The organism is Streptomyces sp. cg40 (assembly GCF_050320165.1).
GTDB classification, from domain to species: domain Bacteria; phylum Actinomycetota; class Actinomycetes; order Streptomycetales; family Streptomycetaceae; genus Streptomyces; species Streptomyces hokutonensis.
Map to the genome: position 1 here is coordinate 5,599,288 of NZ_CP190128.1, position 25,749 is coordinate 5,625,036.

General features: G+C 69.3%; 22 protein-coding genes. 11 read left to right on the forward strand and 11 right to left on the reverse strand.

Annotated elements, in window-relative coordinates; translation table 11 throughout:
- Nucleotides 1–13 precede the first annotated feature (13 nt).
- A complete protein-coding gene (locus tag ACQHII_RS24990) occupies nucleotides 14–1,078 on the forward strand; it encodes an AI-2E family transporter (protein ID WP_427921391.1) in 1,065 nt (354 codons plus the stop codon).
- Here ACQHII_RS24990 and ACQHII_RS24995 read toward each other — a convergent pair.
- Nucleotides 1,030–3,192, reverse strand: coding sequence for a SpoIIE family protein phosphatase (locus ACQHII_RS24995; RefSeq protein WP_427921392.1), 2,163 nt, complete (start codon nucleotides 3,190–3,192; stop codon nucleotides 1,030–1,032). The two genes, ACQHII_RS24990 and ACQHII_RS24995, sit on opposite strands and share 49 nt — an antisense overlap.
- Before the next feature lie 221 nt (nucleotides 3,193–3,413).
- Between ACQHII_RS24995 and ACQHII_RS25000 the strand changes: the two genes are divergently transcribed.
- A complete protein-coding gene (locus tag ACQHII_RS25000; RefSeq protein WP_427921393.1) occupies nucleotides 3,414–4,679 on the forward strand; it encodes a glycoside hydrolase family 1 protein in 1,266 nt (421 codons plus the stop codon).
- A 102-nt stretch (nucleotides 4,680–4,781) separates the two neighbouring features.
- On the opposite strand, the gene ACQHII_RS25005 is transcribed toward ACQHII_RS25000, so the two are convergent.
- Both ACQHII_RS25005 and ACQHII_RS25010 read right to left on the reverse strand, forming a co-directional pair.
- Nucleotides 4,782–5,435 (reverse strand): TetR/AcrR family transcriptional regulator, encoded by a 654-nt coding sequence (locus tag ACQHII_RS25005; RefSeq protein WP_427921394.1) that lies wholly within the window; start codon nucleotides 5,433–5,435, stop codon nucleotides 4,782–4,784.
- 134 nt (nucleotides 5,436–5,569) lie between these two features.
- Complete coding sequence (locus ACQHII_RS25010) at nucleotides 5,570–6,916, reverse strand: MFS transporter (RefSeq protein ID WP_427921395.1); 1,347 nt, start codon at nucleotides 6,914–6,916, stop codon at nucleotides 5,570–5,572.
- A 301-nt stretch (nucleotides 6,917–7,217) separates the two neighbouring features.
- Here ACQHII_RS25010 and aspS point away from each other — a divergent pair, with 301 nt between their 5' ends.
- The 6 genes from aspS to ACQHII_RS25040 all read left to right on the forward strand — a co-directional run bounded on the left by aspS (nucleotide 7,218) and on the right by ACQHII_RS25040 (nucleotide 13,428).
- On the forward strand, nucleotides 7,218–8,981 hold the full coding sequence (gene aspS, locus ACQHII_RS25015) for an aspartate--tRNA ligase (protein ID WP_427921396.1): 1,764 nt from the start codon (nucleotides 7,218–7,220) through the stop codon (nucleotides 8,979–8,981).
- A gap of 122 nt (nucleotides 8,982–9,103) precedes the next feature.
- A complete protein-coding gene (locus tag ACQHII_RS25020; RefSeq protein WP_427921397.1) occupies nucleotides 9,104–10,087 on the forward strand; it encodes an intradiol ring-cleavage dioxygenase in 984 nt (327 codons plus the stop codon).
- Between the two features lie 78 nt (nucleotides 10,088–10,165).
- Nucleotides 10,166–10,624 (forward strand): hypothetical protein, encoded by a 459-nt coding sequence (locus ACQHII_RS25025; RefSeq protein ID WP_427921398.1) that lies wholly within the window; start codon nucleotides 10,166–10,168, stop codon nucleotides 10,622–10,624.
- A 40-nt stretch (nucleotides 10,625–10,664) separates the two neighbouring features.
- Complete coding sequence (locus tag ACQHII_RS25030) at nucleotides 10,665–10,856, forward strand: DUF397 domain-containing protein (protein ID WP_427921399.1); 192 nt, start codon at nucleotides 10,665–10,667, stop codon at nucleotides 10,854–10,856.
- Nucleotides 10,857–10,959: 103 nt separating this feature from the next.
- A complete protein-coding gene (locus tag ACQHII_RS25035) occupies nucleotides 10,960–11,955 on the forward strand; it encodes a dioxygenase (protein ID WP_427921400.1) in 996 nt (331 codons plus the stop codon).
- Between the two features lie 111 nt (nucleotides 11,956–12,066).
- On the forward strand, nucleotides 12,067–13,428 hold the full coding sequence (locus tag ACQHII_RS25040; RefSeq protein WP_427921401.1) for a pectate lyase family protein: 1,362 nt from the start codon (nucleotides 12,067–12,069) through the stop codon (nucleotides 13,426–13,428).
- Between the two features lie 80 nt (nucleotides 13,429–13,508).
- Here ACQHII_RS25040 and ACQHII_RS25045 read toward each other — a convergent pair whose 3' ends face one another.
- Nucleotides 13,509–13,985, reverse strand: a complete 477-nt coding sequence (locus ACQHII_RS25045; RefSeq protein WP_427921402.1) for a hypothetical protein — start codon at nucleotides 13,983–13,985, stop codon at nucleotides 13,509–13,511.
- A 46-nt stretch (nucleotides 13,986–14,031) separates the two neighbouring features.
- The gene (locus ACQHII_RS25050; RefSeq protein WP_427921403.1) at nucleotides 14,032–14,676 is read right to left on the reverse strand and encodes a TetR/AcrR family transcriptional regulator; all 645 of its coding nucleotides are present in this window, start codon (nucleotides 14,674–14,676) and stop codon (nucleotides 14,032–14,034) included.
- A gap of 116 nt (nucleotides 14,677–14,792) precedes the next feature.
- Here ACQHII_RS25050 and ACQHII_RS25055 point away from each other — a divergent pair, with 116 nt between their 5' ends.
- Nucleotides 14,793–15,536, forward strand: a complete 744-nt coding sequence (locus ACQHII_RS25055) for an SDR family NAD(P)-dependent oxidoreductase (RefSeq protein ID WP_427921404.1) — start codon at nucleotides 14,793–14,795, stop codon at nucleotides 15,534–15,536.
- 111 nt (nucleotides 15,537–15,647) lie between these two features.
- Here ACQHII_RS25055 and drmC read toward each other — a convergent pair whose 3' ends face one another.
- Genes drmC through drmA form a run of 3 tightly spaced genes read right to left on the reverse strand, consistent with a single transcriptional unit; the run spans nucleotide 15,648 to nucleotide 21,942 of the window.
- Nucleotides 15,648–16,466 (reverse strand): DISARM system phospholipase D-like protein DrmC, encoded by an 819-nt coding sequence (gene drmC / locus ACQHII_RS25060; protein WP_427921405.1) that lies wholly within the window; start codon nucleotides 16,464–16,466, stop codon nucleotides 15,648–15,650.
- Nucleotides 16,463–18,322, reverse strand: coding sequence for a DrmB family protein (gene drmB / locus ACQHII_RS25065; protein ID WP_427921406.1), 1,860 nt, complete (start codon nucleotides 18,320–18,322; stop codon nucleotides 16,463–16,465). Before drmB ends, drmC begins: the two co-directional genes overlap by 4 nt.
- Entirely contained in the window at nucleotides 18,319–21,942 is a 3,624-nt protein-coding gene (gene drmA / locus ACQHII_RS25070) for a DISARM system helicase DrmA (RefSeq protein ID WP_427921407.1), read from the reverse strand. Before drmA ends, drmB begins: the two co-directional genes overlap by 4 nt.
- 241 nt (nucleotides 21,943–22,183) lie before the next feature.
- Between drmA and ACQHII_RS25075 the strand changes: the two genes are divergently transcribed.
- Both ACQHII_RS25075 and ACQHII_RS25080 read left to right on the forward strand, forming a co-directional pair.
- Nucleotides 22,184–22,834: a DUF4365 domain-containing protein gene (locus ACQHII_RS25075; RefSeq protein WP_427921408.1), complete on the forward strand. Its 651-nt coding sequence runs from the start codon at nucleotides 22,184–22,186 to the stop codon at nucleotides 22,832–22,834.
- Complete coding sequence (locus tag ACQHII_RS25080) at nucleotides 22,831–24,033, forward strand: hypothetical protein (RefSeq protein WP_427921409.1); 1,203 nt, start codon at nucleotides 22,831–22,833, stop codon at nucleotides 24,031–24,033. The genes ACQHII_RS25075 and ACQHII_RS25080 overlap by 4 nt, the downstream gene beginning before the upstream one ends.
- A gap of 19 nt (nucleotides 24,034–24,052) precedes the next feature.
- Here the strand turns inward: ACQHII_RS25080 and ACQHII_RS25085 are convergent, their stop codons facing one another.
- The 3 genes from ACQHII_RS25085 to ACQHII_RS25095 all read right to left on the reverse strand — a co-directional run bounded on the left by ACQHII_RS25085 (nucleotide 24,053) and on the right by ACQHII_RS25095 (nucleotide 25,588).
- Entirely contained in the window at nucleotides 24,053–24,310 is a 258-nt protein-coding gene (locus tag ACQHII_RS25085) for a hypothetical protein (protein ID WP_427921410.1), read from the reverse strand.
- Nucleotides 24,307–24,654, reverse strand: coding sequence for a hypothetical protein (locus tag ACQHII_RS25090; RefSeq protein ID WP_427921411.1), 348 nt, complete (start codon nucleotides 24,652–24,654; stop codon nucleotides 24,307–24,309). The genes ACQHII_RS25085 and ACQHII_RS25090 overlap by 4 nt, the downstream gene beginning before the upstream one ends.
- Nucleotides 24,655–24,733: 79 nt before the next feature.
- Nucleotides 24,734–25,588 (reverse strand): helix-turn-helix domain-containing protein, encoded by an 855-nt coding sequence (locus ACQHII_RS25095; RefSeq protein ID WP_427921412.1) that lies wholly within the window; start codon nucleotides 25,586–25,588, stop codon nucleotides 24,734–24,736.
- Between the last annotated feature and the right edge of the window lie 161 nt (nucleotides 25,589–25,749).

The following is a 25,749-nucleotide window of genomic DNA, read 5'->3' on the forward strand; positions in this document are numbered from 1 at the left end:
TTCGGCTGGGACCGTGCAGCTGCTCCCGGATCCCGTACGGCGCCTCGCCGCCTGGTGCGCCGTCGTCCTGCTCGTCTCCGGGGTCGTCTACGTCGGGATCCGGCTCTGCGTGGAGTTCAGGACCGCCGTCACGCCCGTGCTGCTCGCGCTGCTCGGCACCGCGCTGCTGGGGCCGCTGTACCGGCGGCTGGTGAAGGCCAGGGTCAACCGGTCCGTGGCCGCCGCCGTCACCTGTGTCGCGGTCGTCGCGGCGGTCGGCGGGGCCGTCTACATCGTCGTGGCCGCGCTGATCGACACCGGGGACCAGATCGTCTCCTCGCTCAAGGACGCGGCGAACTCCGTCTCCGACCACTTCGGGGCCGCCGGGACCTCCCTGGACGACCTCGCCTCCAACGCCAAGGAACTGCTCACCAAGTTCGGCGGGACGGCCGCCTCGAACGTGATCAGCGGGGTCAGCGTCGTCGGCGAGGCCATCGCCATGGCCGTACTGGCGCTGCTGCTCGTCTTCTTCTTCCTGCGCGACTCCCACCTCGCCACCGGACTGCTGCGCTCGCTCGCCCCGCACGGCACCGCCGACCTCGTCGAGGCCATGGCCCGCCGGGCCTTCGAGGGCGTCGAGGGCTTCATGCGCGGGACCACGGTGATCGCCCTCATCGACGCCACCTGCATCGGCATCGGCGTGCTCGTCCTGGACGTGCCCGGGGCGGTGGGCCTGGCCGCGCTCGTCTTCGTCGGGGCGTACATCCCCTACCTCGGCGCGTTCCTCTCCGGCGCGGTCGCCGTGCTGGTCGCACTCGCCGACCGGGGCGTCGTCATCGCCCTGTGGGCCCTCGGGGTCGTCCTCGCCGTGCAGGTGCTGGAGGGGCACGTGCTCCAGCCGATGATCCAGAGCCGGACCGTGCAGATGCACCCGGCCGTGGTGATGATCGCGATCACCGCCGGAGCCTCCGTGTCCGGCATCCTCGGCATGCTGCTCGCGGTCCCGCTGACCGCCGCCGTCTTCGGGATCGTCCACGAACTGCGCGAGCGCTACGGCGCGGCGGACCCCGTCGCGGAACCGTCGCCGTCGGACTCGTAGAGCTCGAACCAGATGCTCTTGCCCTCGCCCCTCGGGTCCACGCCCCAGGTCTCGGCGAGCAGCTCGATCAGCAGCAACCCGCGCCCGGAGGACGCCAGTTCACCGGGGTGCCGCTTGTGCGGGAGGTCGTCGCCGGCGTCCGTGACCTCGACCCGCATCCGCCGCTCACCGGGCTCACCGGCCACCTCGGCGGTCAGCAGGGCGTCGGCGTCGGTGTGCACGAGGACGTTGGTGAGCATCTCGGAGACGAGCAGGACCGCGGAGTCGACCTGGTCGGCGCCGTTCCAGTCGTGGAGGAGTTCGCGCAGCTGCTGCCGGGCCACGGCGATCCGCTCGGGCTCGGCCTGCGCGACCGTGAGGACCGTACGGCGGATCTTCGGCGCCTCGGTCACCGTGTCGCCGCAGCCGCAGCTCTCGCCCTCCCGGGACAGCAGGAGTACGGCGATGTCGTCCTCGCGGCGGTCGGCGAGCGGGCCGGTGGTGTGGTGCGAGGAGGGGCCGTGGACGGCCTGGACGAGCGCGTCGGCCAGTTCCTCCAGGTCGCCCTTGTGGTCCTCCAGGATGGTCCGGATGCGCTTCCAGCCGGTCTCCAGGTCGTGGCCGCCGGTCTCGATCAGCCCGTCGGTGCAGATCAGCATGGTCTCGCCGGGCTCCAGGGCGAGCGTGGTCGTCGGATAGTCGGCGTCCGGGTCGATGCCGAGCGGCAGTCCGCCGGCCGTGGGCCGCGTCAGCACCGTCCCGTCCGCCATGCGTATCGCGGGGTCGGGATGGCCGGCGCGGGCGATCTCCAGGACGCCGGTCTCCGGGTCGGCCTCGACGTAGAGGCAGGTCGCGAAGCGCGGGTCGGTCATCTCGGCGTCGCCGTTGGTGATGCCGTGCAGGAAGCGGGAGGCGCGCGAGAGCACGGCGTCCGGGCGGTGCCCCTCGGAGGCGTAGGCGCGCAGGGCGATGCGGAGCTGGCCCATCAGCCCGGCGGCGCGCACGTCGTGCCCCTGTACGTCGCCGATGACGAGCGCGATACGGCCTCCCCCAGAGGGGGGACCCCCGGGCAGCGGGATCATGTCGTACCAGTCGCCGCCGACCTGGAGGCCGCCGCCGGTCGGTATGTAGCGGGCGGCGAAGCTCATGCCCGGGATCTCCGGGCCCAGCGTGGGCAGCATCGAGCGCTGGAGTCCGTCGGTCAGCTCCCGCTCGGACTCGGCGACCCCGGCCCGGGACAGGGCCTGGGCGAGCATCCGGGCGACCGTGGTGAGGACGGACCGCTCGTCCGGGGTGAAGGCGACCGGGTAGGTGAAGCCGGCCATCCAGGCGCCCATGGTGCGCCCGGCGACGGTGAGCGGCAGGAACGCCCAGGACTGCCGGTGGAAGCGCTGGGCGAGGGGCCAGGTGACCGGGTAGCGCTCCTTGTACTGCTCGGGCGTGGACAGATAGACGGCACGGCCGGTCCGTACGACCTCGGCGGCCGGATAGTCCGTCACCAGGGACATGTGCGAGAACGGGTCCTCGTCGCCCGGCTGGTGCCCGTGGTGCCCGATGATCGTGAGCCGGTCGCCCGACACCCCGAACACGGCGAGGCCGTCCGGCGAGAAGCCCGGCATCGACAGGCCCGCCGCGACCCGCAGCACCTCCGCCGTGGACCGCGCCTCGGCGAGCGCCCGGCCCGCGTCCAGCAGGAACGCCTCGCGGGACCGCCGCCAGTCACCGGTGACCGCCGTCCGTCCGGCGGGCGTGCCCGGCGTGGGCTCGGTGACCTCCTGGAGGGTGCCGATCAGCTCGAAGGACCGGGTCTCGGGGTCGTAGGACGGCTTGGAGCGGCTGCGGACGGTGCGGATCACCCGGCCACGGACGTCCATGATCCGGATCCGGACCTCGGCGAGGGTGCCCTCGGCGACGGCCAGGCCGACGACCCCGGCGATCTCGTTCCAGTCGACGGGGTGGAGTCTGGCCCGGGTCTGGGCCTCCGTGAGGGTGGTCGGCTCGGCGGGCAGCCCGAGCAGCCGTGCGGCCTCGGCGTCCACCGTGACCAGCTCCGTGGCGGTGTCCCAGTGCCACAGACCGGTCGCGAGGGCGGCGAGTACCTCCCCCACGGCGGGCAGGGGCTCACCAGTGCGCATTGCCCCATTTAAGAAGATGTGATCGCCGGTCGCCACTGTTGTGACCTGCCGCACACGGACCGAGGGGCTCAATAGCTGAGTGATCTCTATTTTTTGTCGGCGAGGTGGTTCATGTTTCGCCCTTCTTGCTGGGCATTTTGCTGTGCATTCCTGCTTGACGGTGTTTATTCTTTCATGTTCACTCAGTTTTTGTGACCCTGTCCACGCCATCGGGAGCATCCATGACCTTCCCTGCTCGTTTCCTCTGGGGCACGGCCACCGCCGCCCACCAGGTCGAGGGCAACAACGTCGCCAGCGACTTCTGGGTCCTGGAGAACGCGCCGGGTTCGTCCTTCGCCGAGCCCAGCGGGGACGCCTGCGACCAGTACCGCCTCTACCGCCAGGACCTCGCCCTGCTCAAGGAGCTGGGGTTCACCTCGTACCGCTTCTCCATCGAGTGGGCGCGTGTCGAGCCCGAGGACGGCCGCTTCTCGTACGCCGCGATAGCCCACTACCGCGATGTGCTGGAGGCCTGCCACGAGTTGGGACTCGTTCCGCATGTGACGCTCCATCACTTCACCAGCCCCCGCTGGCTGATGAGGCTCGGCGGCTGGGAGTGGGAGGGCACGCCCGAGCGGTTCGCGGCCTACTGCCGGCTGGTGATGAGCGAACTCGGCCCGCTGATCCCGTACGTGTGCACCATCAACGAGGCCAACATCGCCCCGCTGATCCGCAGCCTGCGGCCCGCGAAGGACGAGACCGACACCTCGCACGCGCCGGTCGGCATCGACGACACCATGGGCGATCTGTTCGGCGGCGGGTTCAAGACGGCCGCCGCCGAACTCGGCACCACACCCGAGGAGTTGCACGTCTTCCTGTTCACCGACAGCGAGGCCGGGGCGGCCGTGGTGAAGCAGGCGCACATCGCCGCGCGCCGCGCGGTCCGGGAGGCCAGCCCGGACACCCAGGTCGGCTTCACCCTGGCGATCAGCGACCTCCAGGCCCTGCCGGGCGGCGAGGAGACCGCGGACCGCCTCTGGGCCGAGCAGGTCGGCGACTTCCTGACGGTCACGGACGGCGACGACTTCCTCGGCGTCCAGAACTACACCCGCGCCCTGGTCGCCGCCGACGGCATCCAGCCGCAGCCGGAGGGCGCCGAACTCACCCAGCTGGGATACGAGTTCTGCCCCGAGGCGCTGGAGGGCGCGCTGCGCCGGGCGGCCGGCGCGGGCCTGCCGCTGATCGTCACGGAGAACGGCGTGTCCACCACCGACGACAGCCGCCGTACGGAGTTCATGCGCCGCGCCCTCGAAGGCGTCGAACGCTGCCTCGCCGACGGCATCGACGTGCGCGGCTACTACTACTGGTCGGCGCTGGACAACTTCGAGTGGATGCTCGGCTACCGGCCGCAGTTCGGGCTCGTCGCCGTCGACCGGGCCACGCAGCGGCGCGAAGTCAAGGACAGCGCACGGTACTTGGGGGAGATCGCGCGGCGCAACGCGCTGTAGACGGAGGACGGGGTGCAGGGGCCGGAGACCCGGAGGGGGGCTCTCCGGCCCCTGCGCCACGTCCAGAGACCGGCCGCCACGTCTAGAGACCGGCCGCCACGTCTAGAGACCGGCCGCCGGGTCCAGGAGGGCGCGCCGGGTCTCCATCCAGTTCTCGGCGGTCAACCGCCTTACCGCGGTGACCAGTTCGTCGCCCAGGTCGAAGTCCGGGGTCACCAGCCACTGCGCCTGGAGGCCGTCCCAGACCGCGACGATCTGGCGGGCGACCCGCACCGCGTCCAGGCCGGGATGCGCGAGACCGGCGTCCTGGCGCTGTTCGACCAGGCGCGCGAAGCGGGTGATGCTCTGGCGGTAGTGGTCGGTGAAGTAGTCCTGCGCGGGGTGCCCGGGAATCGTCGCGTTCCCGGCCAACGCGGTGTAGAGCCGCATGATCGCCTCGCGGCGCGGGGCGGCCCGGGCGAAGGCGCGCAGGTCCTCCATCTCCAGGGTTCCGGAGACGTCCTCGGTCCGGCCTCCGCTGTCCTCGTCCTCGGCGGACTGGAGCGCGGCCACCAGGAGATGGTCCTTGGTCGGGTAGTGGTACAGGACGGTCGCCTCGCGCGAACCGGACCTGCGGGCCACCTCGGCGGTGGTGACGTTGCCGTGGCCCTTCTCCAGGACGATCTCCAGCACGGCACGCGCGATGGCCCGGCGCCGCTCCGCGGTCCTCGCGTACGGCCCCCGGGCCCGGCTCGTCGTGCTCGTGTCGCTCGTCATGCCTCGACCTTACGGGTGCGTACGGCGCCGGGGCGGGTGCGGGGACCGTACGGTCCCCGCACCCGCCCCGGCGGCTGTGTGCTGATGGCAGGTCCTGCCGTCAGATCCTGTCAGGAGGATCTGACGGCAGGGGTCTATCGGACCGACTTCACGAACACCACCAGTACCGCTCCCACCAGCGAGACCACCGCGCACAGCGGGAACAGGGCGTCGTACCCCCACGACTCGACGATCGCGGCGGCCATGAAGGGGGCGGCGACCTGGGGCGCGGAGTTGGCGATGTTGATGAGCCCCATGTCCTTGCCCGCGTCCTCGCCGCGCGGGAGCACCTTGCTGATCAGCGCCATGTCGACGGCCACGTACATGCCGAACGCCAGACCGTTGACGATGTTGAACGCCGTCATGCCGCCCACCGAGTCGAACGCCATGGGGATGAAGAGGGACACCGCGGCCAGCAGGCCCGAGCCGAGCACGAAGGGCTTGATGCGGCCGAAGCGGTCGACCAGGGTGCCGATCAGCATCGCGGCGCCGACCATCGCCAGAGCGTTGACGACCATCAGGAAGCCCATGGTGGCCGCCGCGTCCTGCGGGGCGACATGGACGTACTCCATGAGGATGTAGTAGCTGAAGGTCACCACCATGAAGTAGCCGGCCACAACCCCGAACCGGGAGACGAAGGCGACCGCGAAGTCGGGGTGCCGCTTCGGGTTGATCCAGAAGTTCGAGAGGAACCTCTTCAGGTCGAACGGCTCGACCACCATGTCCTTGGTGGACTTCTCCGGTGCGACGAACACGAACACGAGCGTGAAGGCGACCAGCAGCGCGGCGACCAGGTAGTAGCCGTCCGCCCCCTGGAAGCGTCCGCCGAAGCCGCCGATGACACCGTCGAAACCGAGCTTGCTCGCGTCGATGCCGCCGATCACATAGGCGGTGGCGATGGTCCCGACCGGGGTCGCCAGTCCGGAGATCGCGGAGAAGCGGCCGTACTTGGCCGGGGGCACGCGGTCGGGCATGGTGGCGGTGGTCGCGGCCTGGTAGCCGTTGACGATCAGCTGGACGAATCCCCAGGTGAGGGCCAGCACGCCGATCGACTTGGCCTGCGACTGCCAGAGCAGGGCGCCCGCGCCGAGGAGCGCGCAGATCAGCATCCAGGGGGCGCGGCGGCCGAACCGGGAGCGGGTGCGGTCCGAGATCTGCCCGAAGACGGGGTTGCCGATCGCGGCGACGGCGGCACCGATGGCGACGGCGTTCTTGAGCGCGTCGGGGTCGTTGAAGCCCTTGATCGCGGTGACCTGGATGGGGATCAGGAAGGAGCCGACGCCCATCCAGATCAGCACCAGCGCGAGGCCGGTCAGCGGAAACGTGGCGTAGAGGGGGCCGAGCCGGTAGCGGGGCCGGCCGTCGGCGTCGAACGGACCGACCGGGGTCGGAACGGAACTCGTGGAACTGGCCTCGGAGGCCGCGACATCGCTGTGTGTCATGGGTGTTCACCAGGTTTATCGGAGGGAGGTGGACACGACCCGCGTCGTGGGGGTTTCCGGGGCGCGAAACCTGAGTGAAACAGGGTAGATGGTTCTCGTCAATGTATTGGTGCGCGATTTTTTGGCGGATTGAGCGGGGTTCGTTCGGGGGAAACTTGAGTTGACTCAGTGTTGGATGGTCGGACTGGGCGTTGTCGAAGCGTGCCGGTAAACCCGGGGAGAGGGGCGGTGGGCGGCCGGTACCCTTGGTCGTGTTTCACGTGAAACGCGACCCCGATCTGCGAAGGCTGGATGAACGACGATGCATCGGTACAGGTCCCACACCTGCGGCGAGCTCCGCGCCTCTGACGTCGGCACCGACGTCCGGCTGAGTGGCTGGCTGCACAATCGGCGCGACCTGGGCGGCATCCTCTTCATCGATCTGCGCGATCACTACGGCATCACGCAGCTCGTCGCCCGCCCCGGCACGCCCGCGTACGAGGCTCTCGACAAGGTCACCAAGGAGTCGACCGTCCGCGTCGACGGCAAGGTGGTCTCCCGGGGCACGGACAACGTGAACCCGGACCTGCCGACCGGTGAGATCGAGGTCGAGGTCGGCGAGGTCGAGCTGCTCGGCGCCGCCGCCCCGCTGCCCTTCACGATCAACACCGAGGACGGGGTCAACGAGGAGCGGCGCCTGGAGTACCGCTTCCTGGACCTGCGCCGCGAGCGCATGCACCGCAACATCATGCTGCGGTCCTCGGTGATCGCCTCGATCCGCTCGAAGATGGTCGCCCTCGGCTTCAACGAGATGGCCACCCCGATCCTCTCCGCGACCTCCCCCGAGGGCGCGCGCGACTTCGTGGTCCCCTCCCGCCTGAACCCGGGCAAGTTCTACGCCCTCCCGCAGGCGCCGCAGCAGTTCAAGCAGCTGCTGATGATCTCCGGCTTCGACCGCTACTTCCAGATCGCGCCCTGCTTCCGCGACGAGGACGCGCGTGCGGACCGCTCGCCGGGCGAGTTCTACCAGCTCGACGTCGAGATGAGCTTCGTCGAGCAGGAAGACGTCTTCCAGCCGATCGAGAAGCTCATGACCGAGCTGTTCACGGAGTTCGGCGGCGGCCAGGAGGTCACCTCCCCCTTCCCGCGCATCCCGTTCCGCGAGTCGATGCTGAAGTACGGCTCCGACAAGCCGGACCTGCGCGCGAAGCTCGAACTCACCGACATCACGGACGTGTTCGAGGGCTCGGAGTTCAAGGCGTTCGCCGGCAAGCACGTCCGCGCGCTGCCGGTCCCGGACGTATCGGCGCAGCCCCGCAAGTTCTTCGACCAGCTCGGAGACTTCGCGGTCACCCTCGGCGCGAAGGGCCTGGCCTGGGTCCGCGTGACCGAGGACGGCTCGCTGACGGGCCCGATCGCGAAGTTCCTGACGGAGGAGAACGTCGCCGAGCTGACCAAGCGCCTGTCGCTGGCCGCCGGTCACGCGGTGTTCTTCGGCGCGGGCGAGTTCGAAGAGGTCTCGAAGATCATGGGCGCGGTCCGCGTCGAGGCGGCCAAGCGCGCCGGCCACTTCGAGGAGGGCGTCTTCCGCTTCTGCTGGATCGTCGACTTCCCGATGTACGAGAAGGACGAGGAGACCGGGAAGATCGACTTCTCGCACAACCCGTTCTCGATGCCCCAGGGCGGTCTTGAGGCCCTGGAGACCCAGGACCCGCTGGACATCCTGGGCTGGCAGTACGACATCGTCTGCAACGGCGTCGAGCTCTCCTCCGGCGCGATCCGGAACCACGAGCCCGACATCATGCTCAAGGCATTCGAGATCGCGGGCTACGACCGCGAGACCGTCGAGGAGCAGTTCGCTGGCATGCTGCGCGCGTTCCGCTTCGGCGCCCCGCCGCACGGCGGGATCGCCCCCGGCGTCGACCGCATCGTCATGCTGCTCGCGGAGGAGCCGAACATCCGCGAGACGATCTCCTTCCCGCTCAACGGCAACGCCCAGGACCTGATGATGGGCGCGCCGACGGAGCTGGACGAGACGCGACTGCGGGAGCTGCACCTGTCGGTGCGGAAGCCGCAGCCGAAGTAGCAGGCATTTGGCGGAAGTTGGGGCTCGGAACCGGCATCGGTTTCGAGCCCTTTCGCTTGCGCACAGGATTCACAGCGCATTCTCATGTTCATGTCAGGTTTCTCACCTCTACCTTCCGGGCCATGACGGATTCCCAAGTACCCGAAGCCCAAGTACCCGAAGCCCAAGTATCCGAAGACAGAGGACAGTTGGCCCGTCGTACGGTCCTGGTGGCGGGCGGCGTGGCGGTGACGGCGGTGGGTGCCGCCGGAGCGCTGTCGGCGAGCGCGTCGGCGGAGGAGAGGCCTCAGGCAGGGGCGACCGGGTCGCCGGAGGCCTGCTACACGCTCACCTCGGAGCTGGTCGAAGGCCCGTACTACATCGACGCCGACAAGATCCGCCGTGATGTGACGGAGGACCAGGAGGGCATCCCGCTCACCCTCGCCCTGAAGGTGATCGACGCCGACACGTGCAGACCGCTGCGCGGCGCGGCCGTGGACATCTGGCACTGCAACGCGACCGGCGTCTACTCCGGCTACGAGGCGGGCGGAGGCGGCGGCCCGGCCCCCACGGGAGCGCCGCCCTCGGGCACTCCGACCGGCACCCCGACGGGCGGCCCGCCTCCCGGTGGCGGCGGGGGCCACCAGGAACCGACCGACGACGACCGTTTCCTGCGCGGCACCTGGCACACCGACCGCCACGGCCAGGTGACCTTCAAGACGGTGTTCCCCGGCTGGTACCAGGGCCGCTGCGTCCACATCCACGTCAAGGTGCACGTCGACGGCGAGTGGACGGACGCGGGCTACGAGGGCGGCCACACCTGCCACACGGGCCAGCTCTTCTTCGACGAGAAGGCGGTCCTGGCGACGGCGGTCCTGGAGCCGTACGTCTCCAACACGGCGACCCGCACGACCCTCACCGAGGACGGCATCTACCCCCAGAACGGCCACGAGGGCGGCCTGCTCTACCTCAAGTACGACCGACGGCGCATCGCCCGGGGCGTACACGCGCGTCTGACGCTGGCGGTGGACCCGGACGAGACGAACGACGGGGAGGGCGGCGGAGGCCCGGGCGGACCCGCCCCGTCGGCTTCGGCGTCCGCGTCACCGTCGGCCACGACAGGCTGACGACGACCACACCGGCCCCGTACGTCCCTCTGGCCCCCCACCATGGAAACCTCGCAGCGGACACACAGGAATATCGATGTGCCTGCACAGAGGCAGGGCGTGTCATGGACGTACGAGGCCGGAACCGCCCGGCCCGTGGACCGTGAAGGCCGGGAGGAAGCGATGGGATACGTCGTACTCGCACTGCTGTTGACAGCCGGGGCGGCGTTCGCCGTCGTCGCGCAGCGCCGCGCGCACCGGCCGCGGGCCCTGTCCGACCTGGACGCGGAGGTCGAGGCCAGCGGCTGGGTACTGCGGCTCGGCGCGAGCCTGTCCGTCCCCGAGGCGAGGCTCTGGGCGGGCGCGGGCGAAACGGCGACGCGCGCGCTGACGGCCGCCGCGGAATGCCACCGCGCGGCCGGCGCCCAACTGTCCGCGGCCCACACGGCCGACGAATACACCCAGGCGACCCGCCTCGCCCAGGAGGGCCTCGCCCACATCACCACGGCGCGCGCCGCCCTGGGGAGCGGGCCGGTACTGGCGGACTCGGCGGCGTAGGCCTGGGCGGGCTGTTCCGCCTGTCGAAGGAGCTGTAGGCGTGGTCCGGTGGCAGAAGTCCTCGTTCTCCGGTGGTGCGGCAGGCAACGAGTGTGTGGAACTTGCCTATGGCGAAGGCGAGTTGCTGCTCCGCGAGAGCGATGACCCCACGCGAATACTCCCCCTCACCCCCACCACCCTCGCCGCCCTCCTCCACCGCATCGCCCCGCGCCCGAGCGCCTGGCACCGCTGAAGCCTCTCCCGAGGGACAGTCCGCTTCCCGGCGCCTTCAGGATTCATGGGAAAGCACAGCCCACTCCCATGCTTCTTACAGCCCTCTTACCTACCGTCCGGGCATGACGGGAAACGAAACAGCGAACGAGTCGCAGGAACAAGTGCGTAACCAATCCCCCGCGCACAAACGGGACTTGACCCGGCGCAAGGTCGTCGTCGCGGGTGGAGCCGCCGTCGCCGCGGTGGGTGTGGGCGGAGGGCTCGCCGCGAGCGCCTTCGCGGACGGGGCGACCTCCACCGGAGCCGCGAAGAGCACGGCGAGCGGTGTCGAGACGTGTTACACGCTCACCTCGGAGACCACCGAGGGGCCGTACTACATCGACGCCGACAAGATCCGCCAGGACATCACCGAGGACGAGGAGGGCATCCCGCTGACCCTCACCCTCAAGGTGATCGACGCGGAGAGCTGCAAGCCGGTCCGGAACGCGGCCGTCGACATCTGGCACTGCACCGCGCTCGGCGTCTACAGCGGTTACGAGGCGATGGGCAGCGGAGGTGGTGGAGGCGGCGGCGCCCCCACCGACGCGCCCTCGGGGACGCCGACCGACACACCCTCGGGCACCCCCACCGGCGAGCCCCCGTCCGGCGGAACCGGCGGTGGCCACTCCGAGCCGACCGACGACGAGCGTTATCTGCGCGGCACCTGGAAGACCGACAAGCGCGGCCAGGTCACCTTCAAGTCGGTGTTCCCGGGCTGGTACCAGGGCCGTTGCGTCCACATCCACGTCAAGGTGCATGTCGACGGCGAGTGGACGGACGCGGGCTACGAGGGCGGCCACACCTGCCACACGGGCCAGTTGTTCTTCGACGAGAAGTCGGTGCTCGCGTCGGCGGCGGTCGAGCCGTACTCCACCAACACCACCACCCGCACGACCCTCACCGAGGACACGATCTACCCGCAGAACGGCCACGAGGGCGGACTGCTCTTCCTCGACTACGACAAGAAGCGCATAGCGAAGGGGGTCCGCGCCCACCTGACGATGGGCGTCGCCCCGGACGAGACCCATGACAGCACGGACACCCAGCCGAGCGCGTCGGCGTCGGCATCCGCGTCCTAGAAGGTCGTCAACCGTGCTCAGGATCAAGAAAGTTGGCGAGCCGCGGCAACCTTCTTGATCCTGACGGCCACTGAGGAGTCGTAACCCCTCGCCGCACCAAAGGACTCCCCCGTGGCCACGCCTTCCCCCGCTCCGTCCCACCGCCGTTCGCTCCGCAAGCGCCGCACCCTCGTCGTCACCGCCGCCGCGGCCGCCGCCGGCATCGGTGCCGGCTTCCTCGTGCTGAGCGCGAACGCCGCCAGTACCAGCGCCGACCTGTACCACCAGACCCTCGCGGCCAAGGACGGCTGGGCCTCGTCCGGGACCGGTACCACCGGTGGCGCGAAGGCCGATGCCGCGCACACCTTCACCGTGAGCACCCGCGCGCAGCTCGTGAAGGCGCTCGGGTCCGCCAGTGACACCACGCCCCGGATCGTCAAGATCAAGGGGACGATCGACGCGAACACCGACGACTCGGGGAAGAAGCTGAGCTGCGCCGACTACGCGGCCGGGACCGGGTATTCGCTGTCCGCCTATCTCAAGGCCTTCGACCCCTCCACCTACGGCCGCTCGAAGCTGCCCTCCGGCACGCAGGAGAAGGCGCGGGCCGCCGCGCAGGCCAAGCAGGGGAAGAACGTCATCTTCCGGGTGCCCGCCAATACGAGCGTCGTCGGCGTGCCCGGCACCAACGCCGGGATCACCGGCGGCATGTTGCAGATCCAGGGCGTCGACAACGTCATCGTGCGGAACCTGACCTTCGCCGCCACCCAGGACTGCTTCCCGCAGTGGGACCCGACGGACGGGGACAGCGGGAACTGGAACTCGCAGTACGACGCCGTGACGCTGCGCGGTGCCACGCATGTGTGGGCGGACCAGAACACGTTCACCGACGCGCCGGGGCTCGACACCTCCGACCCGACGTACTACGGGCGCCAGTACCAGATCCACGACGGCGAACTCGACATCACCAAGGGCTCGGACCTGGTGACCGTCGAGCGCAACCAGTTCACCAACCACGACAAGACGATGCTCATCGGCAGCAGCGACACCGACAGCGTCGGCAAGCTGCGCGTCTCCATCCACCACAACGTGTGGAAGGGCATCGTGCAGCGCGCGCCGCTGGCCCGGATCGGGCAGATCCACATCTACAACAACTACTACGACACCACGAACCTCAACGGGTACGTCCTCCAGTACAGCGTCAACTCGCGCGCCAAGGCGCAGGTCGTCGCCGAGGACAACTACTGGAAGACGTCCGCGAGTCAGAAGGTGAGCAAGCTGTTCAGCGGCGACGGCACCGGGTCCATCGCGGGCAGCGGCAACCTCGTCAACGGCACGGCGACCGACCTCGTCGCCGCCTACAACGCCGCCAACTCCAAGAAGCTGAAGACCACCGTGAACTGGACCCCGACCCTCACGGCCGGCCTGGAGACCTCCGCGAAGAACCTGCCGACGGAGCTCGCGACCACCACCGGAGCCGGGGTGCTCAAGTAGCGGTAGCAGCGGTAGCAGCGGTAGCAGCGGTCTCGCGCTCAGGAGCCGCAACTTCCCTTACCAACCAGGGGAGTTGCGGCTCAGCTGTCGTACGTGCCGTCCCAGGGCGGCCCGAACGCGTGCCGGTCCGGGTACAGCTCCGCCCAGCTGCCGTCCTCGTCCTCCTCGATCAGCAGGCCGAACAGGACGCCGTCCACCGTGCGTTGGAAGGGGCGGACCGCGATGTCGGTGTAACTGCGGCGGGGGAGGGCGCGGAGCAGTTTCGCCAGGTGGATGCGGGCCTGGGAGAGGACGGAGTCGTCGCCTTGGGGGGCGCGCTGCTGCTCGGCCCAGGTGCCGGCGCACCAGATCTCCGAGTCGCGGTAGCGGCCCGCGGCGTCGAAGGTGTGGAGCACCGTGTAGAGACGTTTCTGCTCTTCCCAGCCGTCGCCGGGACGGAAACCCTGGGGGAACGCGTAGGTGACCGACGCCAGGAACTGACCGTCCGCGTAGCGGCCGACGGCCCCGCTGCGCTGATTCGGGTCGTAGGCGATCGGGATGACCTCGGGGACTGCCATGGCGGCACCTTACGGGTTGGCGCGAACACGTCTACGTCGGGGTCCGTCACCGAGCCCGCATGACCTCGCTGAGTTGACCCGGGGTCAATGGTGGCACCGCGACGGGATGCGCCGCACCAGCTCTGAGACCGTCGAGGAAGAACGCCAGGCAGCGGCGCCAGTTGTCGGGCGCGGTCGCCATCGACTCGCGGATCACCTGGGACATCGCCCAGACCAGGGTGACCAGGTCCTCCGGCTCGAAATCGGGGCGCAACTGCCCGCTGTCCCGGGCCCGTTTGATGATCTGCTCCGCGCGCCGGAAGCCGCGGTGACAGGCCTGCTCGACCTCCCCCGCTGCCCGGAACCGCTGCGCCAGCGCGTCGTTGAGGCCGTGGTCCTCGGCCTGTAGGGCGAACAGCCCCTCGACGTACCCGACGAACCCGTCCCAGGGGTCCGGGGCCGCCAGTGCCGAGTCGACGATCCGCTCCAGCGCGGCCAGCCGCTCCGGGAAGATCGCGTCCCAGAACGCCTCCCGGGTCGGGAAGTGGTTGTACAGCGTGCCGATGCTGACCCCGGCCCGCCGGGCGATCTCCTCCAGCGACGCGTCCAGACCGCGTTCGCCGAACACCTCGGTGGCGGCCGCCAGGAGCTTGTCGCGGTTGCGCGCGGCGTCGGCCCGCAGGGGTTTGGGGGCGGGGGCGGGCTGGTGCATGACGCCATCATACGGAACTTGAGAGGAGCCTCAGGTTCCGTGCTACGGTCGGAAACGTAAGTTGAGGAGCGCCTCAAGTTAGCCGTGTCCGTGAAGTCGTCCCGGAAGGCTCCGCCATGCCCGCATCCGCATCGCACCGGCCCAAGGTCGCCGTAGTCCTCGGGGCCGGCCCCGGCCTCGGCATGTCCGTCGCCCACCGCTTCGGCCGCGAGGCGTACACAGTGGTGCTCGTTTCCCGCAGCGACACCCGGCACGCCGTCTATGTCGCGTCCCTCGCCGCGGCGGGCGTCGAGGCCGCGTCCTACGTCGCCGACGTGCGCGACGCCAAGCAGCTCGGCTCGGTGCTCGACACCGTCGTCGAGCGCTACGGCCGTATCGACCTCGTCTACTACGGACCGGGCGCCCTCGACCTCGACGGGAGCCGCCCCAGGTCGATCACCGAGACCGACTCCGCCGGCGTCCAGGAGGCGATGAGCTGGATGTATCCGGCCGTCAACGTGGTGGGCAGGGTGCTGCCCGGCATGGTCGAACGGGGCACCGGTGCCTTCGTGTTCGCGGGCGGGCTCAGCGCCGTAGTGCCGATGCCCACGCTCGGCGCGCTCGCCGTCTCGTCCGCCGCCCTGCGCAACTACGCCCTGACCCTCAACGCGGCGCTGGCCGACACCGGGGTCTACGCCGGGAACCTGGTCATCGGCGGACTCGTCGAGCGCGGTGACATCCACCAGCTGGTGACGTCGAACCCGGAGCAGTTCGGGGATGTGGGTGACAGGACCCTCAACCCCGACGAAATCGCCGACGGGGCCTGGGAGTTGGTGACGCGGCGGGACCGGGCCGAGGACACGTTCAGCGTGTTCGGGTGAGAGGTTCAGGTCCTCGCGCCTGCAGCAACGCCTATGACCTCGACGGGAGCTGGCCTTTCGAGGATCCCGGCCCGCTGGGGGGATCCCGGACAAGCTACTCGCAGGCCGGTTTCATGCAAGCCGCATGACGTTGTTCTCAGGGGCCAGAAGCCAGTGGAAATGGTCCACGAGTGGATCCAGCAGATGCGGATCACGCAAGACCACGCCGAGCTCGATGTTGTCGGACAAGGCCCGGTCGGTCAGGTTGGCGCTGCCCAGAAGAGCTGTATGCCGGTCGGCAGCGATCAGTTTGGCGTGCAATACGCCCGACGACCCGACCCGATGCCAGATGTGTACATGATCAGGAAGCGCAGCAAAGGCTGCCGCTGCCTGTGTGGACTCTTCGAGCAACAGATCCACGCGAACCCCCCGGTCGACGGCTCGTCGTATTTCCGTGACGACGTTCTCAGCACCGTGCGCGGCGAAGCTGGCGATCAGCAGCGAGGTGTCCGCCGAGCGGATGACCTCCAAAGCAACACCGCTCGTCAGTCTTGCCGGTATCGATGCACTCATCGGTCCGCTCACCGCGACCTGGGCGGGCCCGGGTCGAGGAAACGACCGGGCAGTGGCAAGGGCAAGAGCGAGCCCCGCCCCGGTCATGCCTGGAACCTCGATCCGCCAGACGCGGATGACCTCCGAGAGCTGCTGCGCCAGGCCGGCGGCTGACTGGGCTGCGCTGAAACGGCTCAGCAAAGGGTCATCGGGACCGTTTACCGTGTCAAGCAGTTGTTCCAGGACGGCGATTCGGTCTTCGGGCAGGCGATCGCAGAGCGCGGCCAGAAGTCGGGGCAGACGATGTGAGGAGGCGCCGCTCCTGGCTGGGGGCACGTGTGCCGTGTGAGCAGACGGTTCGGCAGGTTCGCTCAAGTCATCGCCGCCCGATCGGCTCACGGCCTGAACGCACATTTGTCGTCAGCCAGCGTCTCCACCAGGAGTGCCCGGTCCAGGTAGTGATTGCCCCGCTCACAGGAGGTCTCCGCCGCGAACAGGCATGCATGGCACGCGGCCCCATGCAACCGGGCATGGACGCGCGGATCGTGCTCAGCGCACATGGGGTCGGAGCTGCACAGCCTGGCTTCTTCCAGAGCCTGGGCGATGGCCGGTCCGAGACGGTCGCCGCGGCCGAGTGAGACGAGTCCGCCCAGGGTCCCCTCACTGTCGGGGGCGGCGGTGTAGAGCAGGATTCCGGACATGGCGTCGGGCCCCGAGCGCGCGTAGATGCGTTCCGCTATACCGGAGGCTCCATAGCCGCATTCCAAGGCGAACTGGCGGATGAGAACGTGCGCCAACGTATGCAGGAGGACATATCTGATACCTGGCCAGCGGGGCTCCACCCGTCGGGCCACGCACCAGTCCCAGTGCGCCGATTTCAGGACCTCCTCGCGGGCGCGTACGGCGTCCTGCCGTTCCCAGTTTGCGAGTTGTTGTTCCTTGAGTGCGAGGAACACGCCTTCGCCGCGCAGTTCCGCACAAGGCACCCAGGTGGAGGGATTGCGGCTGAGTGGGGCTCCTGCGAGGGTTCGCCCCTCGTCCTCCGGCAGCCATTCGGGAGCCTCTATCCGGGTGAAGCCGGTGAGCGCCGAGACTTCGCGGAGTCGGTGGACGAGAACGACGCTGTCGAGCCAGTCGGCTGTGCCGTCGGGTACCTGTCGCTCACGGACGGTGGTGAAGTCCGGCAATGAGTGGTCGCGAGGATGGATGAAGGCCCGCCACTCGGGGGTGATGAGGTCGAACTCCTCGTCCTCGTCGGCCTGATCACCTGCGGCTGCCTGAGCCTCCTTGGTGACCGCGGCCCAGACGGCGTCCGCCCCGTACTGCTCCAACTCTGGCCAGCACGCCTGGGTGGGCAGCAGCATCTTCGCGGCATCGGCAGGGACGGCGGCGAGCGGGGACAGCAGGCTCCAGTGTTCCCTGACCGCTTGGGTGAGCGGCTCCTCGGCACGAGGAATGCTGAACACTCTCAACTGGGAGGCGAACCAACTGTTGGTAGCGCCCAGCACCATGGTGCGTGCGTGTTCGGAACATCCGCCCTGAGCGAAGACGCCAAGATGCGGGTGATGGCCGCGGCAGGCGGGCAGGTTCCGCTCGCCTGCTTGACCGAGGGCGTCCGCCATGGAGCGGGGTGGCACTCCACAGGTACATCGCACAAAGACGTTCGCGGCTTCGCCGGTGGTGCCGGACTCGGTCAGGCTGAGGGTGTGCCCCTCGCACGAGGACGCGCCACGGTGGACGAAGTAGACCCAGGGGAAGTCGTCCATGTGTCCGGCTGGGCAGGCGACGAGGAAGCGGGCGGGCAGGGCAGTGGGCTGTCCTTTGCCTGCCCCACCGCAGTTGACGTGGACGTACTTGGTCTTCTCCGGTCGGTAGAGGTTCTTCCGAAGCTGGAAGAGGCCGCCCGAAGCGGGAGCCAGCTGGTTGCACCGCTCGCGTGAGCAGCGCAGCCAGCGAGGGAAGAGCCCGACCGGAACACCGGTCCTGGTCCAGTCGCCGTAGGGGTCCGCGGGGTTCTCCGGCAGGTGGGGCGGAGTGCGCAAGGCGGCGACCTGGCCGCCCAGCCGGCGGCGGACGGCGGCGAGGAGGCGGTCCTCGGTGAGAACGCGGGCGCGCACGGGGTCCCAGTCGTCGAGTCCCATGACCATCGTCGAAAGGTTCGGCAGATCGGTGACGGCGCCGACGCCGTATGTGTGCAGGAGTTGGCTGGGACGCAGCTCGCCGACGCGGAGCGCTTCGGTGGCAGGGCTGGTCATGTCGTCTCCATGGGATCTGTTGGATCTGCGTCGGTGGTCAGGTTGGTGTCGTTGACCTGTTGACGCGGTACGTAGGGCGGCTCGTCGTCGGATTCGAGGCCTGCCGGGCCGGTGAAGATCAGCCGGATCGGGGGTTCTACCTCGCGCAGTGAGGTCGGGCAGGTCATGAGCCGCCAAGGTCCGCTGTCCGGCTCCAGCAGGAGCGGGGCGACATCGCCCTGGCGACGGGCTGCCCGATAGCCGAGAACCGCTCCCGGTGCCTTGCGCTTCTGCTCCCAGTAGTCGAGCCGGGCGTCGAGCCGTGTGCGCACCTCGTCGGCGGTGTGCCGCATGGCCGTGACGTCTCTGGCACGCAGTTCCAGCGACCGTACGGCGTGGCTGACGACCTCTCCGCGGCGATCCACCCATTGGGCGCCGCGGTTCGGGTTGTATTCGGGCTTGAGATTGCGCACCAGGGAAGCCAGGACCCCGGTGAGGCCCCGGTCGACGGCGCGGTCCGCGAACGGCGTGACGGACAGCGCTTCGACGTGCTGGTAGATCGTGGCGTGGAAGGACTCGAAGGTTTCGTAGTGCGAAAGGTCGCGCGGCCGGGCCCAGTTGAGGACGGTGAAGACGAGACCGGGAGCCCGCCGGCCGACACGGCTGGTGGCCTGGATGTACTCGGCGGTCGACTTGGGCTGGTTGTTGACGACCATGACGCCGAGCCGGGATACGTCCACGCCGACGGCGATCATGTTGGTCGCGAGCAGGACGTCGATGGGGCGCGGCGAGCCCTTGGGTCGACGGCCGAAAGTGATGTCGAGCTTCTCCAGGATGTCGGGGATGGCGTCGGAAGCCATTCGGCTGGTCAGCTCGGCCGGCTCACCGATCCGTCGTGCGGCGAGGCCGCGCCGGTCGGCCCGGACGAGCCTGGCCGACACGTCGTCCTCCACGAGCCGCCGCATGCCGCCGAGGTCACGCAGGCTGTTGAAGTAGCCGACGAGGGTCATGTACGGGTCGGTCAGCTCGCTCGCCCCATACGTCTCGTACAGATGCTGGGCGGCGGCGAGTTGGGCGACGAACACCCTGATCGCCACGGACTTGGTCCGCACTCCCTGCGCGCAGATGCCCAAGTACAGGCGGCCGGGGGTGGCATCAGTCGCCCGACGCCGGGCGAAGAACGTGTCATCGGCGCTCAGCCCCGAGGGCGGGAAAACAGCAGTCCTGCGGGCGAAGAGGTCGTGGATCTGGCGGTCGGCGCGGCGCACGGTGGCCGTCGAGGCGATGACCTTCGGACGCACGGCCTTGCCGGGTTCGGGTTCCCAGGTGGAGAGCCGGTCCACGGCGGTCTCGTACAGTCCGGTGAGGGAGCCGAGCGGGCCGGAGATGAGGTGCAGCTCATCCTGGACGATCAGGTCCGGCGGGCGCACGCGAACGGCGTCGACGGTGGAGGCGGCCGGATGATCGCCGGCCGCGGGGTGGCTGGAGGACTCCCATTCCGCGTCCACGGCGGACGGCGTGACATATCCGTGCCGGGTACACCGGCGGGAGACCTGGCCGAACAGAGCCTGGGTCTCGCCCTTCCAAGGCAGCTGGGCGAACTTGTCGACGGTGGCGATGACGAGGCTGGGCGGGAGGCGGTAGATCTCCTCGTCCACAACGAGGATCGGCAGACCCTGTTCATCGGCCGGGAGTCCGAAGGCGGCGGCCCCGAAGGGACACTCGAAGGCGTCGGGGCAGGTGATGAACGTCCGTCGGAGGGTGGTGTCGACGGCGATGTCGCGGCCTGCCTCCATCTTCGTACCGCACCAGGTACAGCTGGTGAGCTGATGGGGCGAGCCCATACGGCCGAAGCCGCCGTACCCCTTCTCCTTCTTGCGCTCCTTGGCCCAGTCGGCGGCCTGGTCAGTGGTGTTGGGGGTGACCCTGCCCCCCACCCACAACCCGATACGGAACGGGTTGCGACCCCAGCGGTCCGGGGCCTCCCGTCGGATCACCTCGCAGGCGCAGATCAGCGCGGTGGCGCGCTGGAACTGCTGGATGGTGAGCAGCCGCAGCGTGTAGCGCATGATCACGGCGACGCCGTGCTCGGCGTCGAGGCCGCCGAGGTGAGGCTTGCGCCGCCGGATGGCGAGGGTGAAGGCGGTCAGGCCGAGATACGCCTCGGTCTTGCCACCACCGGTGGGGAACCACAGGAGGTCGGCGAGTGCACTGCGGTCGTCGGTGCGCTCATGGTGGGCGGGGTCGGCGAGCGAGGGCAGATTGAGCAGCAGGAAGGCCAGCTGGAAGGGGCGCCAGCTGCGGTTCTTCGGCAGATCGACTTCCCGGACCGCTTCTTCGAGCGATTTCGTGGGCGTACGCCGTCGGTCGCCCGCGGCGATGGTGTGGACGCGCTGGTGCCACATGGCGCGGTTGGCGAACCGGAAGGCGTCCAGGGCATCGGGGTCGTCCCGCAGCAGGTCAATGCCTTCGCTGATACGGTCGGCGGCCTCACCGGCGAGGCGCATGTTCTCCAGGGCCTCCGCGCGGTAGGCATCGAGCCCTGCGGCCGGATCGTCCACCGACTGCTTCTGCCGCTCGATCCAGGACCGGTAACCGTCCACCAGCGGGAGCAGGGCGGCCCGCAACGGAGCGGCCTCCAGCCTGCTCAACTCGCTCATGTCCAGCACGAGTTCCGTCAGTTCCGGCAGGTCCTCGTCGCGCAGGTCGTGCCGCGGATCCGGTACGTCCGTATGCGGGACCTCGTACGAGGGCGTGGTTGTGGTGGAGATACGCATCGCACGCCGAGGGTCCGTGGGATCGGCCTCGGCGTGCACACCGGTGCCGTGGCCAACGGCGAACTCGGGGTGGAAGCGGTACGTCATGGCGAGCGAGCGCCGTTCGTCCTGGTTGCCGCCGGGCGGCTCGGCGCTGCGGCGCGGCAGGAAGGGCGCGGTGTCCGGCGCACCCGCCACAGCCATCGTGGCCTGAAACATCCAGTGGGTCGAACCGGGCTTGTTCTCTTGCCCGTTGACCAGGAACAGGGAGATCAGCCACGATCCTTCGTGCAGGCGGGCCCGGCCGCGCACCACGATGTGCGGGTAGTCGCGGGCGTGCACCGGCAGGGCAGCCAGCTTGCCCTCCACGAGTTTCACGGTGACCGTGCCCGAGCAGGGCACTCGGTGGTACACCCGCTTCGGGTTTCCCTCGATCTTCGAGTCCCCACGCTCGTACCGCGACCAGGCGCAGTCGACCGTCAGCTCCTGGACCTGGCCGTCCACGCGCAGGGTCAGTCCCAGCGTCGACGGATGAAGACTCGGCATGTTGGGCGCGGACGGCTCGGGATCTCCCGCCTCCGGCTCCTGTTCGGGCGCCATGCCCGTCTCTTCGAGCGTTTCCGGCGCGACCACCTTGCCGACCGTCCGCAGGGCCGCACTCTCCTCGTCCCGTACACCGCCGGGGGCCAGCCGCCCGATGATGTAGTGGTCCAGGGGATTGCCCGCCAGCTCCTCCGGCTCCTCGCCGGTGGGTCCCAGGAGATCGCGTACGACCAGTTCGGCGAGCCGGTCGCGCAGTTGCTGCGGGGTGGGCGCGGACAGCACCGCTCCACCGGAGGTGGGGTCCGGCTCGGAACCTGGACTGGCGAGAGGTTGCTGGGTCACGGGGCCAGACTAGGTGCGCCCACTGACAACCGGTACGGACTTCCGTACTGAACCCGATCAGCCACTTCACCTGCTGATGGTTCCGCGCCATCCGGCGGACTGCTTTCGGCCTGATTCCGATCAAGGCCTTTGGTTGAGTGTGTGACCGTCGTTACGGTGCGTGGCTCCAGGGGTACGAAACGCGTGCGAAGAGCGGTAGGACGCAGCGGCGCGCGGGGGTTCGAAGGGCGAGCGGGGACACATGACGGACAACAGAACCGGCGGTATCCCGCATCAGCCGTCGAGTGGCTTAACACCTCCGAAGTCCGTGGCCGGGACCTACGGCGTTCCGCTGACCGGTCCTGAGCACGCGCCGGGATGGCTCAAGGGATCGACGGGGTTCGGGGACAACGGCCACCGGGGAGCGTTCGGCGAGGAGTTCATCCGCATGCTGGCCACGGCGGCCGATCTGGACGTGAGCCGCAGGGAACGCGACAGGGTGGGTGTCGACTGGCAGTTGGGCTACACGGGACGAGCGGGTACTCGTCGGTTTCCGGCCATTGAGGCACAGGTGAAGTGCACATCGTCACCGGATATCCACGGAGAGCACATCCACTACCCGCTCAAGGTGAAGAACTACAACCTGCTGGCCGGCCGTGACTACGAGATCCCTCGCTTCCTCTTCCTCGTTCTGGCTCCAACCGACCCCTTCGCTTGGGCGCATGCGAACCACGACCGGATGCTGTTGCGGCGCGCCGCCTACTGGATGTGCCTGCACGACCACGATCTGCTGGAGGACGTGCCGAAAACGGGTACGCGCACGGTTCACGTTCCGCGTGCCAATCTGCTGACCGTCGACTCCTTGCACGACCTCTTCGCCGAGGACTACCGGAACATGCTGGTGGTGTCATGACCGTGATCACGGATGCGGAGTTCGAGGAGGCCGAGGGCCTGGCTCCCGTAACGGTGAGGCGTTACCTGAGCGGCAAGGGATGGAGCGCGGAACGCGACCTGTCCGGTGCCGAGTTGTGGGAGTGGAGGCCGCCGCAGGAGCCGGAGGCCCCCTTCGACCCGGCTCCGTACGAGCTTCTTGTGCCGATGCAGCGCCGCCGTGACTACGGGGGCCGGATCGCCGACATCCTGGAGACCCTCGCCGTCGTCGAGGCCCGCCGTCCGGGCGACATCCTGCGCGAGATGCAACTGCCTCCGGTGGACTGGCAGTTCCTCAGGCTCGTCCCGCCGGGCCCTTCCGGTACGGCTCCTCTCCTGGACCTGGTGTCTGCACTCACCGGGTTGAAGGACCTGCACACCGCGGCCGCGTCCTCGGCGCTCACTCCGCAGGCGGTGCAGCCCGCGCAGAAGCCGCAGCTGGTGAAGGAGCACGTGGCGGCGGTACGGCTGGACCAGACGCGGGTCGGCAGTTACGTCATCGCCGCCCACACCCCGCTGCCGGACGGCCAGTACGCCGGGCACGACAGCACGGGGCAGGGGTCACTCTTCGACGACTCGGAACTGGTCAGGCACCCCTTGCTGCCCTCCGAACCGTTCGCCCGCCGGGTCTCCCGGATGCTGTTCGCCGGAGTCACCTGCGCGCGTTTCGTCGCGGAGCAGACACTGGCCCAGGACTCCGTGCCCCACTTCGAGCACTTGGACAACGCCGGCCTGTCGGCCAACCTCTGCGAATCCCTCGTCAAGATCGCGGGCGAGGAGCGTCGTGACTTCTCACTGGCGTTCGCATGGTCGCCCGAGATGCCGATGGAGCAACCCTCACAGCCAGTCGCGATCACGGGCCTCCATGTGGAGGCACTGGAGGCGGTGGCGCAGGATCTGCGCGAACGGCTGGGCCGGGAGCAGGACGCGGTTCTGCACGGTGTGGTGACCAAACTGCACCGGGACGTGGACCCGCGGGAGGCGACGATCTACGGCTGGCTCCTGCACGAGGACTCCCAGCGGCAGCGGAGGGTCCGTGTGGAACTGCGTCCGGAGGACATCGACAAGGCCACCGATGCCTGGCGGTTGGGGCTGGAGGTGGAGGTGACCGGTGATCTGGAGCCGCGTGGCACGGGGGTGCGGATGCGGCGGGTGACGATGTTCGTCGTTCGGCCGGAGTAGCGAGTGCGTGCCTGAACGGTCAGAACCCCAGGTAGGTGATCTGTACGACGTAGACGCGTTCGCTGCGTACGACGACCTGATACGTGAACATGCCGCCGGGGACGATGATGTCGCCGCCCGCCGGGTCGACGCCCTCGTGGGCCCGGCCGTGGATGTGCACAGCTTCGGCGGCTCTGACCAACTCGTCCGCTTTGCTTTCCACCTTGGCGAGGAAGTCGGCGGGAGCGGTGCGGGCGGCCTCCTCCGCACCGAAGGCGTACTCCCACTTCCAGCTCAACCGCGTACCGCCTTCATGGCGTCGTCCAGGACAGCGCTCAGCTCCTGTAGAGCCTCCTGCGCGGCGGCAGGGTCCTCGTGTTCCAGTCGGCTCTGCGCGCGGTCGAAGCGGGAGGACAGGTCGGGGCAGCGGGCGATCTCGATGTCCCTTGCCCAGAGGAGGACCCAGCTCTGCACGGGGCTCAGCGACTGCCACTCGACAGCTTTGGCGAAGGCGGCGTCCTTCGTGGCCTGCATCTCGTCCAGGCGCCCCGGGGCAACGATGGCGAGCGCAGCGCGGAGGGCGTCAGGGGTCTGATCGGGGCGAGGGATCAGCTCGCGTCCGTGGTCGGCCAGTGTGCTCATCGTGTCCTCCAGGAGTGCCCTCGCCAGGATATCCGGCCGGGGCTGGAGTGAAGGAAACTCCTGAGTCGTCACGCTCATGCTAGGCGGCCTTCGCCAGGTCGGACCGGCAGTCACGGCAGCGGCCGGGCGCGGGAGAGCGGAAGGCGCGGTCGCAACCGTCGCAGGTCTGGAGCGGATGCCGTACGCCCGGGGGCGGTGCGAGTGCGCGGAACGGCGACGGAGGTGGCAGCTGGGCGGCGAGGCGGTGGGCCAGGAGCGCCGCCGGGCGGCGCAGGTCCTCGGGTGGCAGGTCCGTGGTCAGGGCGTGGCGTACGGCGGTGGGGGTGAGGTCGCGCTCCAGCCAGGCGGCGACTCCGGGGGCGAGGTGCTCGGCGTCGGTGGCGGAAAGGAGGAGGCGGGAGTCGTGGCGGCGGAGGCCGGCGAGGAGGTCGGTGGCCGTCCGGAGGAGCGAGGGCGAGGGGTACGCGGGCCGGGGCACGGCGGGGAGGAGCTTGCGGGACGGGGGTTTGTCCGGGGCGGTCCGTCGTACGGCGGGGGCGGCGTCCTCCCGGGGTGCGCCGGGCTGGTTGCAGGAGACCGTGCGGGTGACGATCCGGCCGCCGGGGACGCGTTCGCGGGTACGGCGGAGGTAGCCGTGGGCTTCGAGTTCCCGCAGGGCGGCGGCGATACGGGTCGGGCCCTCGGGGAAACGGGCGGCGAGGGTCTTGATGTCGGCGGGGGCGCCGGTGGGCAGCGACTGGATGTGGACGGCGAGCCCGATCGCCAGACCCGACAGCTCGGGGTGCTGGGCGAGGTGGTTGCCGATCACCGTGAAGCGCGTGGTGTGGCGGGTGTTGTCGTGGATGACGCCCGCGTGTGGTCGCCGGTGGGGGTGGTTTTTGCCCGGGATACGGGACTGGGCGCGCGGGGGCGCGCTAGGGTTTTCGGTGTCCATCGGGAAGCTCCTACTTCCTCGGTGGTCAGGCCCTCGCCTTGGGATTGCCGTCCCGGCGGGGGCCGTCGCATGTCTGCGGTTGTTTCGTGTTGCGTTGTGTCGCGCTGAGCGTAGGGCAGGCAACCGGTCCCGAATCCAGTCCAGTTGGTGATGTTCACTCG

Excerpts from the sequence above, each read along its gene's own strand:
- ACQHII_RS24995 (WP_427921392.1), bottom strand. The coding sequence starts at position 3,192 with ATGCGCACTGGTGAGCCCCTGCCCGCCGTGGGGGAGGTACTCGCCGCC.
- ACQHII_RS25000 (WP_427921393.1), top strand. The coding sequence starts at position 3,414 with ATGACCTTCCCTGCTCGTTTCCTCTGGGGCACGGCCACCGCCGCCCAC.
- ACQHII_RS25005 (WP_427921394.1), bottom strand. The coding sequence starts at position 5,435 with ATGACGAGCGACACGAGCACGACGAGCCGGGCCCGGGGGCCGTACGCG.
- ACQHII_RS25010 (WP_427921395.1), bottom strand. The coding sequence starts at position 6,916 with ATGACACACAGCGATGTCGCGGCCTCCGAGGCCAGTTCCACGAGTTCC.
- aspS (WP_427921396.1), top strand. The coding sequence starts at position 7,218 with ATGCATCGGTACAGGTCCCACACCTGCGGCGAGCTCCGCGCCTCTGAC.
- ACQHII_RS25020 (WP_427921397.1), top strand. The coding sequence starts at position 9,104 with ATGACGGATTCCCAAGTACCCGAAGCCCAAGTACCCGAAGCCCAAGTA.
- ACQHII_RS25035 (WP_427921400.1), top strand. The coding sequence starts at position 10,960 with ATGACGGGAAACGAAACAGCGAACGAGTCGCAGGAACAAGTGCGTAAC.
- ACQHII_RS25045 (WP_427921402.1), bottom strand. The coding sequence starts at position 13,985 with ATGGCAGTCCCCGAGGTCATCCCGATCGCCTACGACCCGAATCAGCGC.
- ACQHII_RS25050 (WP_427921403.1), bottom strand. The coding sequence starts at position 14,676 with ATGCACCAGCCCGCCCCCGCCCCCAAACCCCTGCGGGCCGACGCCGCG.
- ACQHII_RS25055 (WP_427921404.1), top strand. The coding sequence starts at position 14,793 with ATGCCCGCATCCGCATCGCACCGGCCCAAGGTCGCCGTAGTCCTCGGG.
- drmB (WP_427921406.1), bottom strand. The coding sequence starts at position 18,322 with ATGACCAGCCCTGCCACCGAAGCGCTCCGCGTCGGCGAGCTGCGTCCC.
- ACQHII_RS25075 (WP_427921408.1), top strand. The coding sequence starts at position 22,184 with ATGACGGACAACAGAACCGGCGGTATCCCGCATCAGCCGTCGAGTGGC.
- ACQHII_RS25080 (WP_427921409.1), top strand. The coding sequence starts at position 22,831 with ATGACCGTGATCACGGATGCGGAGTTCGAGGAGGCCGAGGGCCTGGCT.
- ACQHII_RS25090 (WP_427921411.1), bottom strand. The coding sequence starts at position 24,654 with ATGAGCACACTGGCCGACCACGGACGCGAGCTGATCCCTCGCCCCGAT.
- ACQHII_RS25095 (WP_427921412.1), bottom strand. The coding sequence starts at position 25,588 with ATGGACACCGAAAACCCTAGCGCGCCCCCGCGCGCCCAGTCCCGTATC.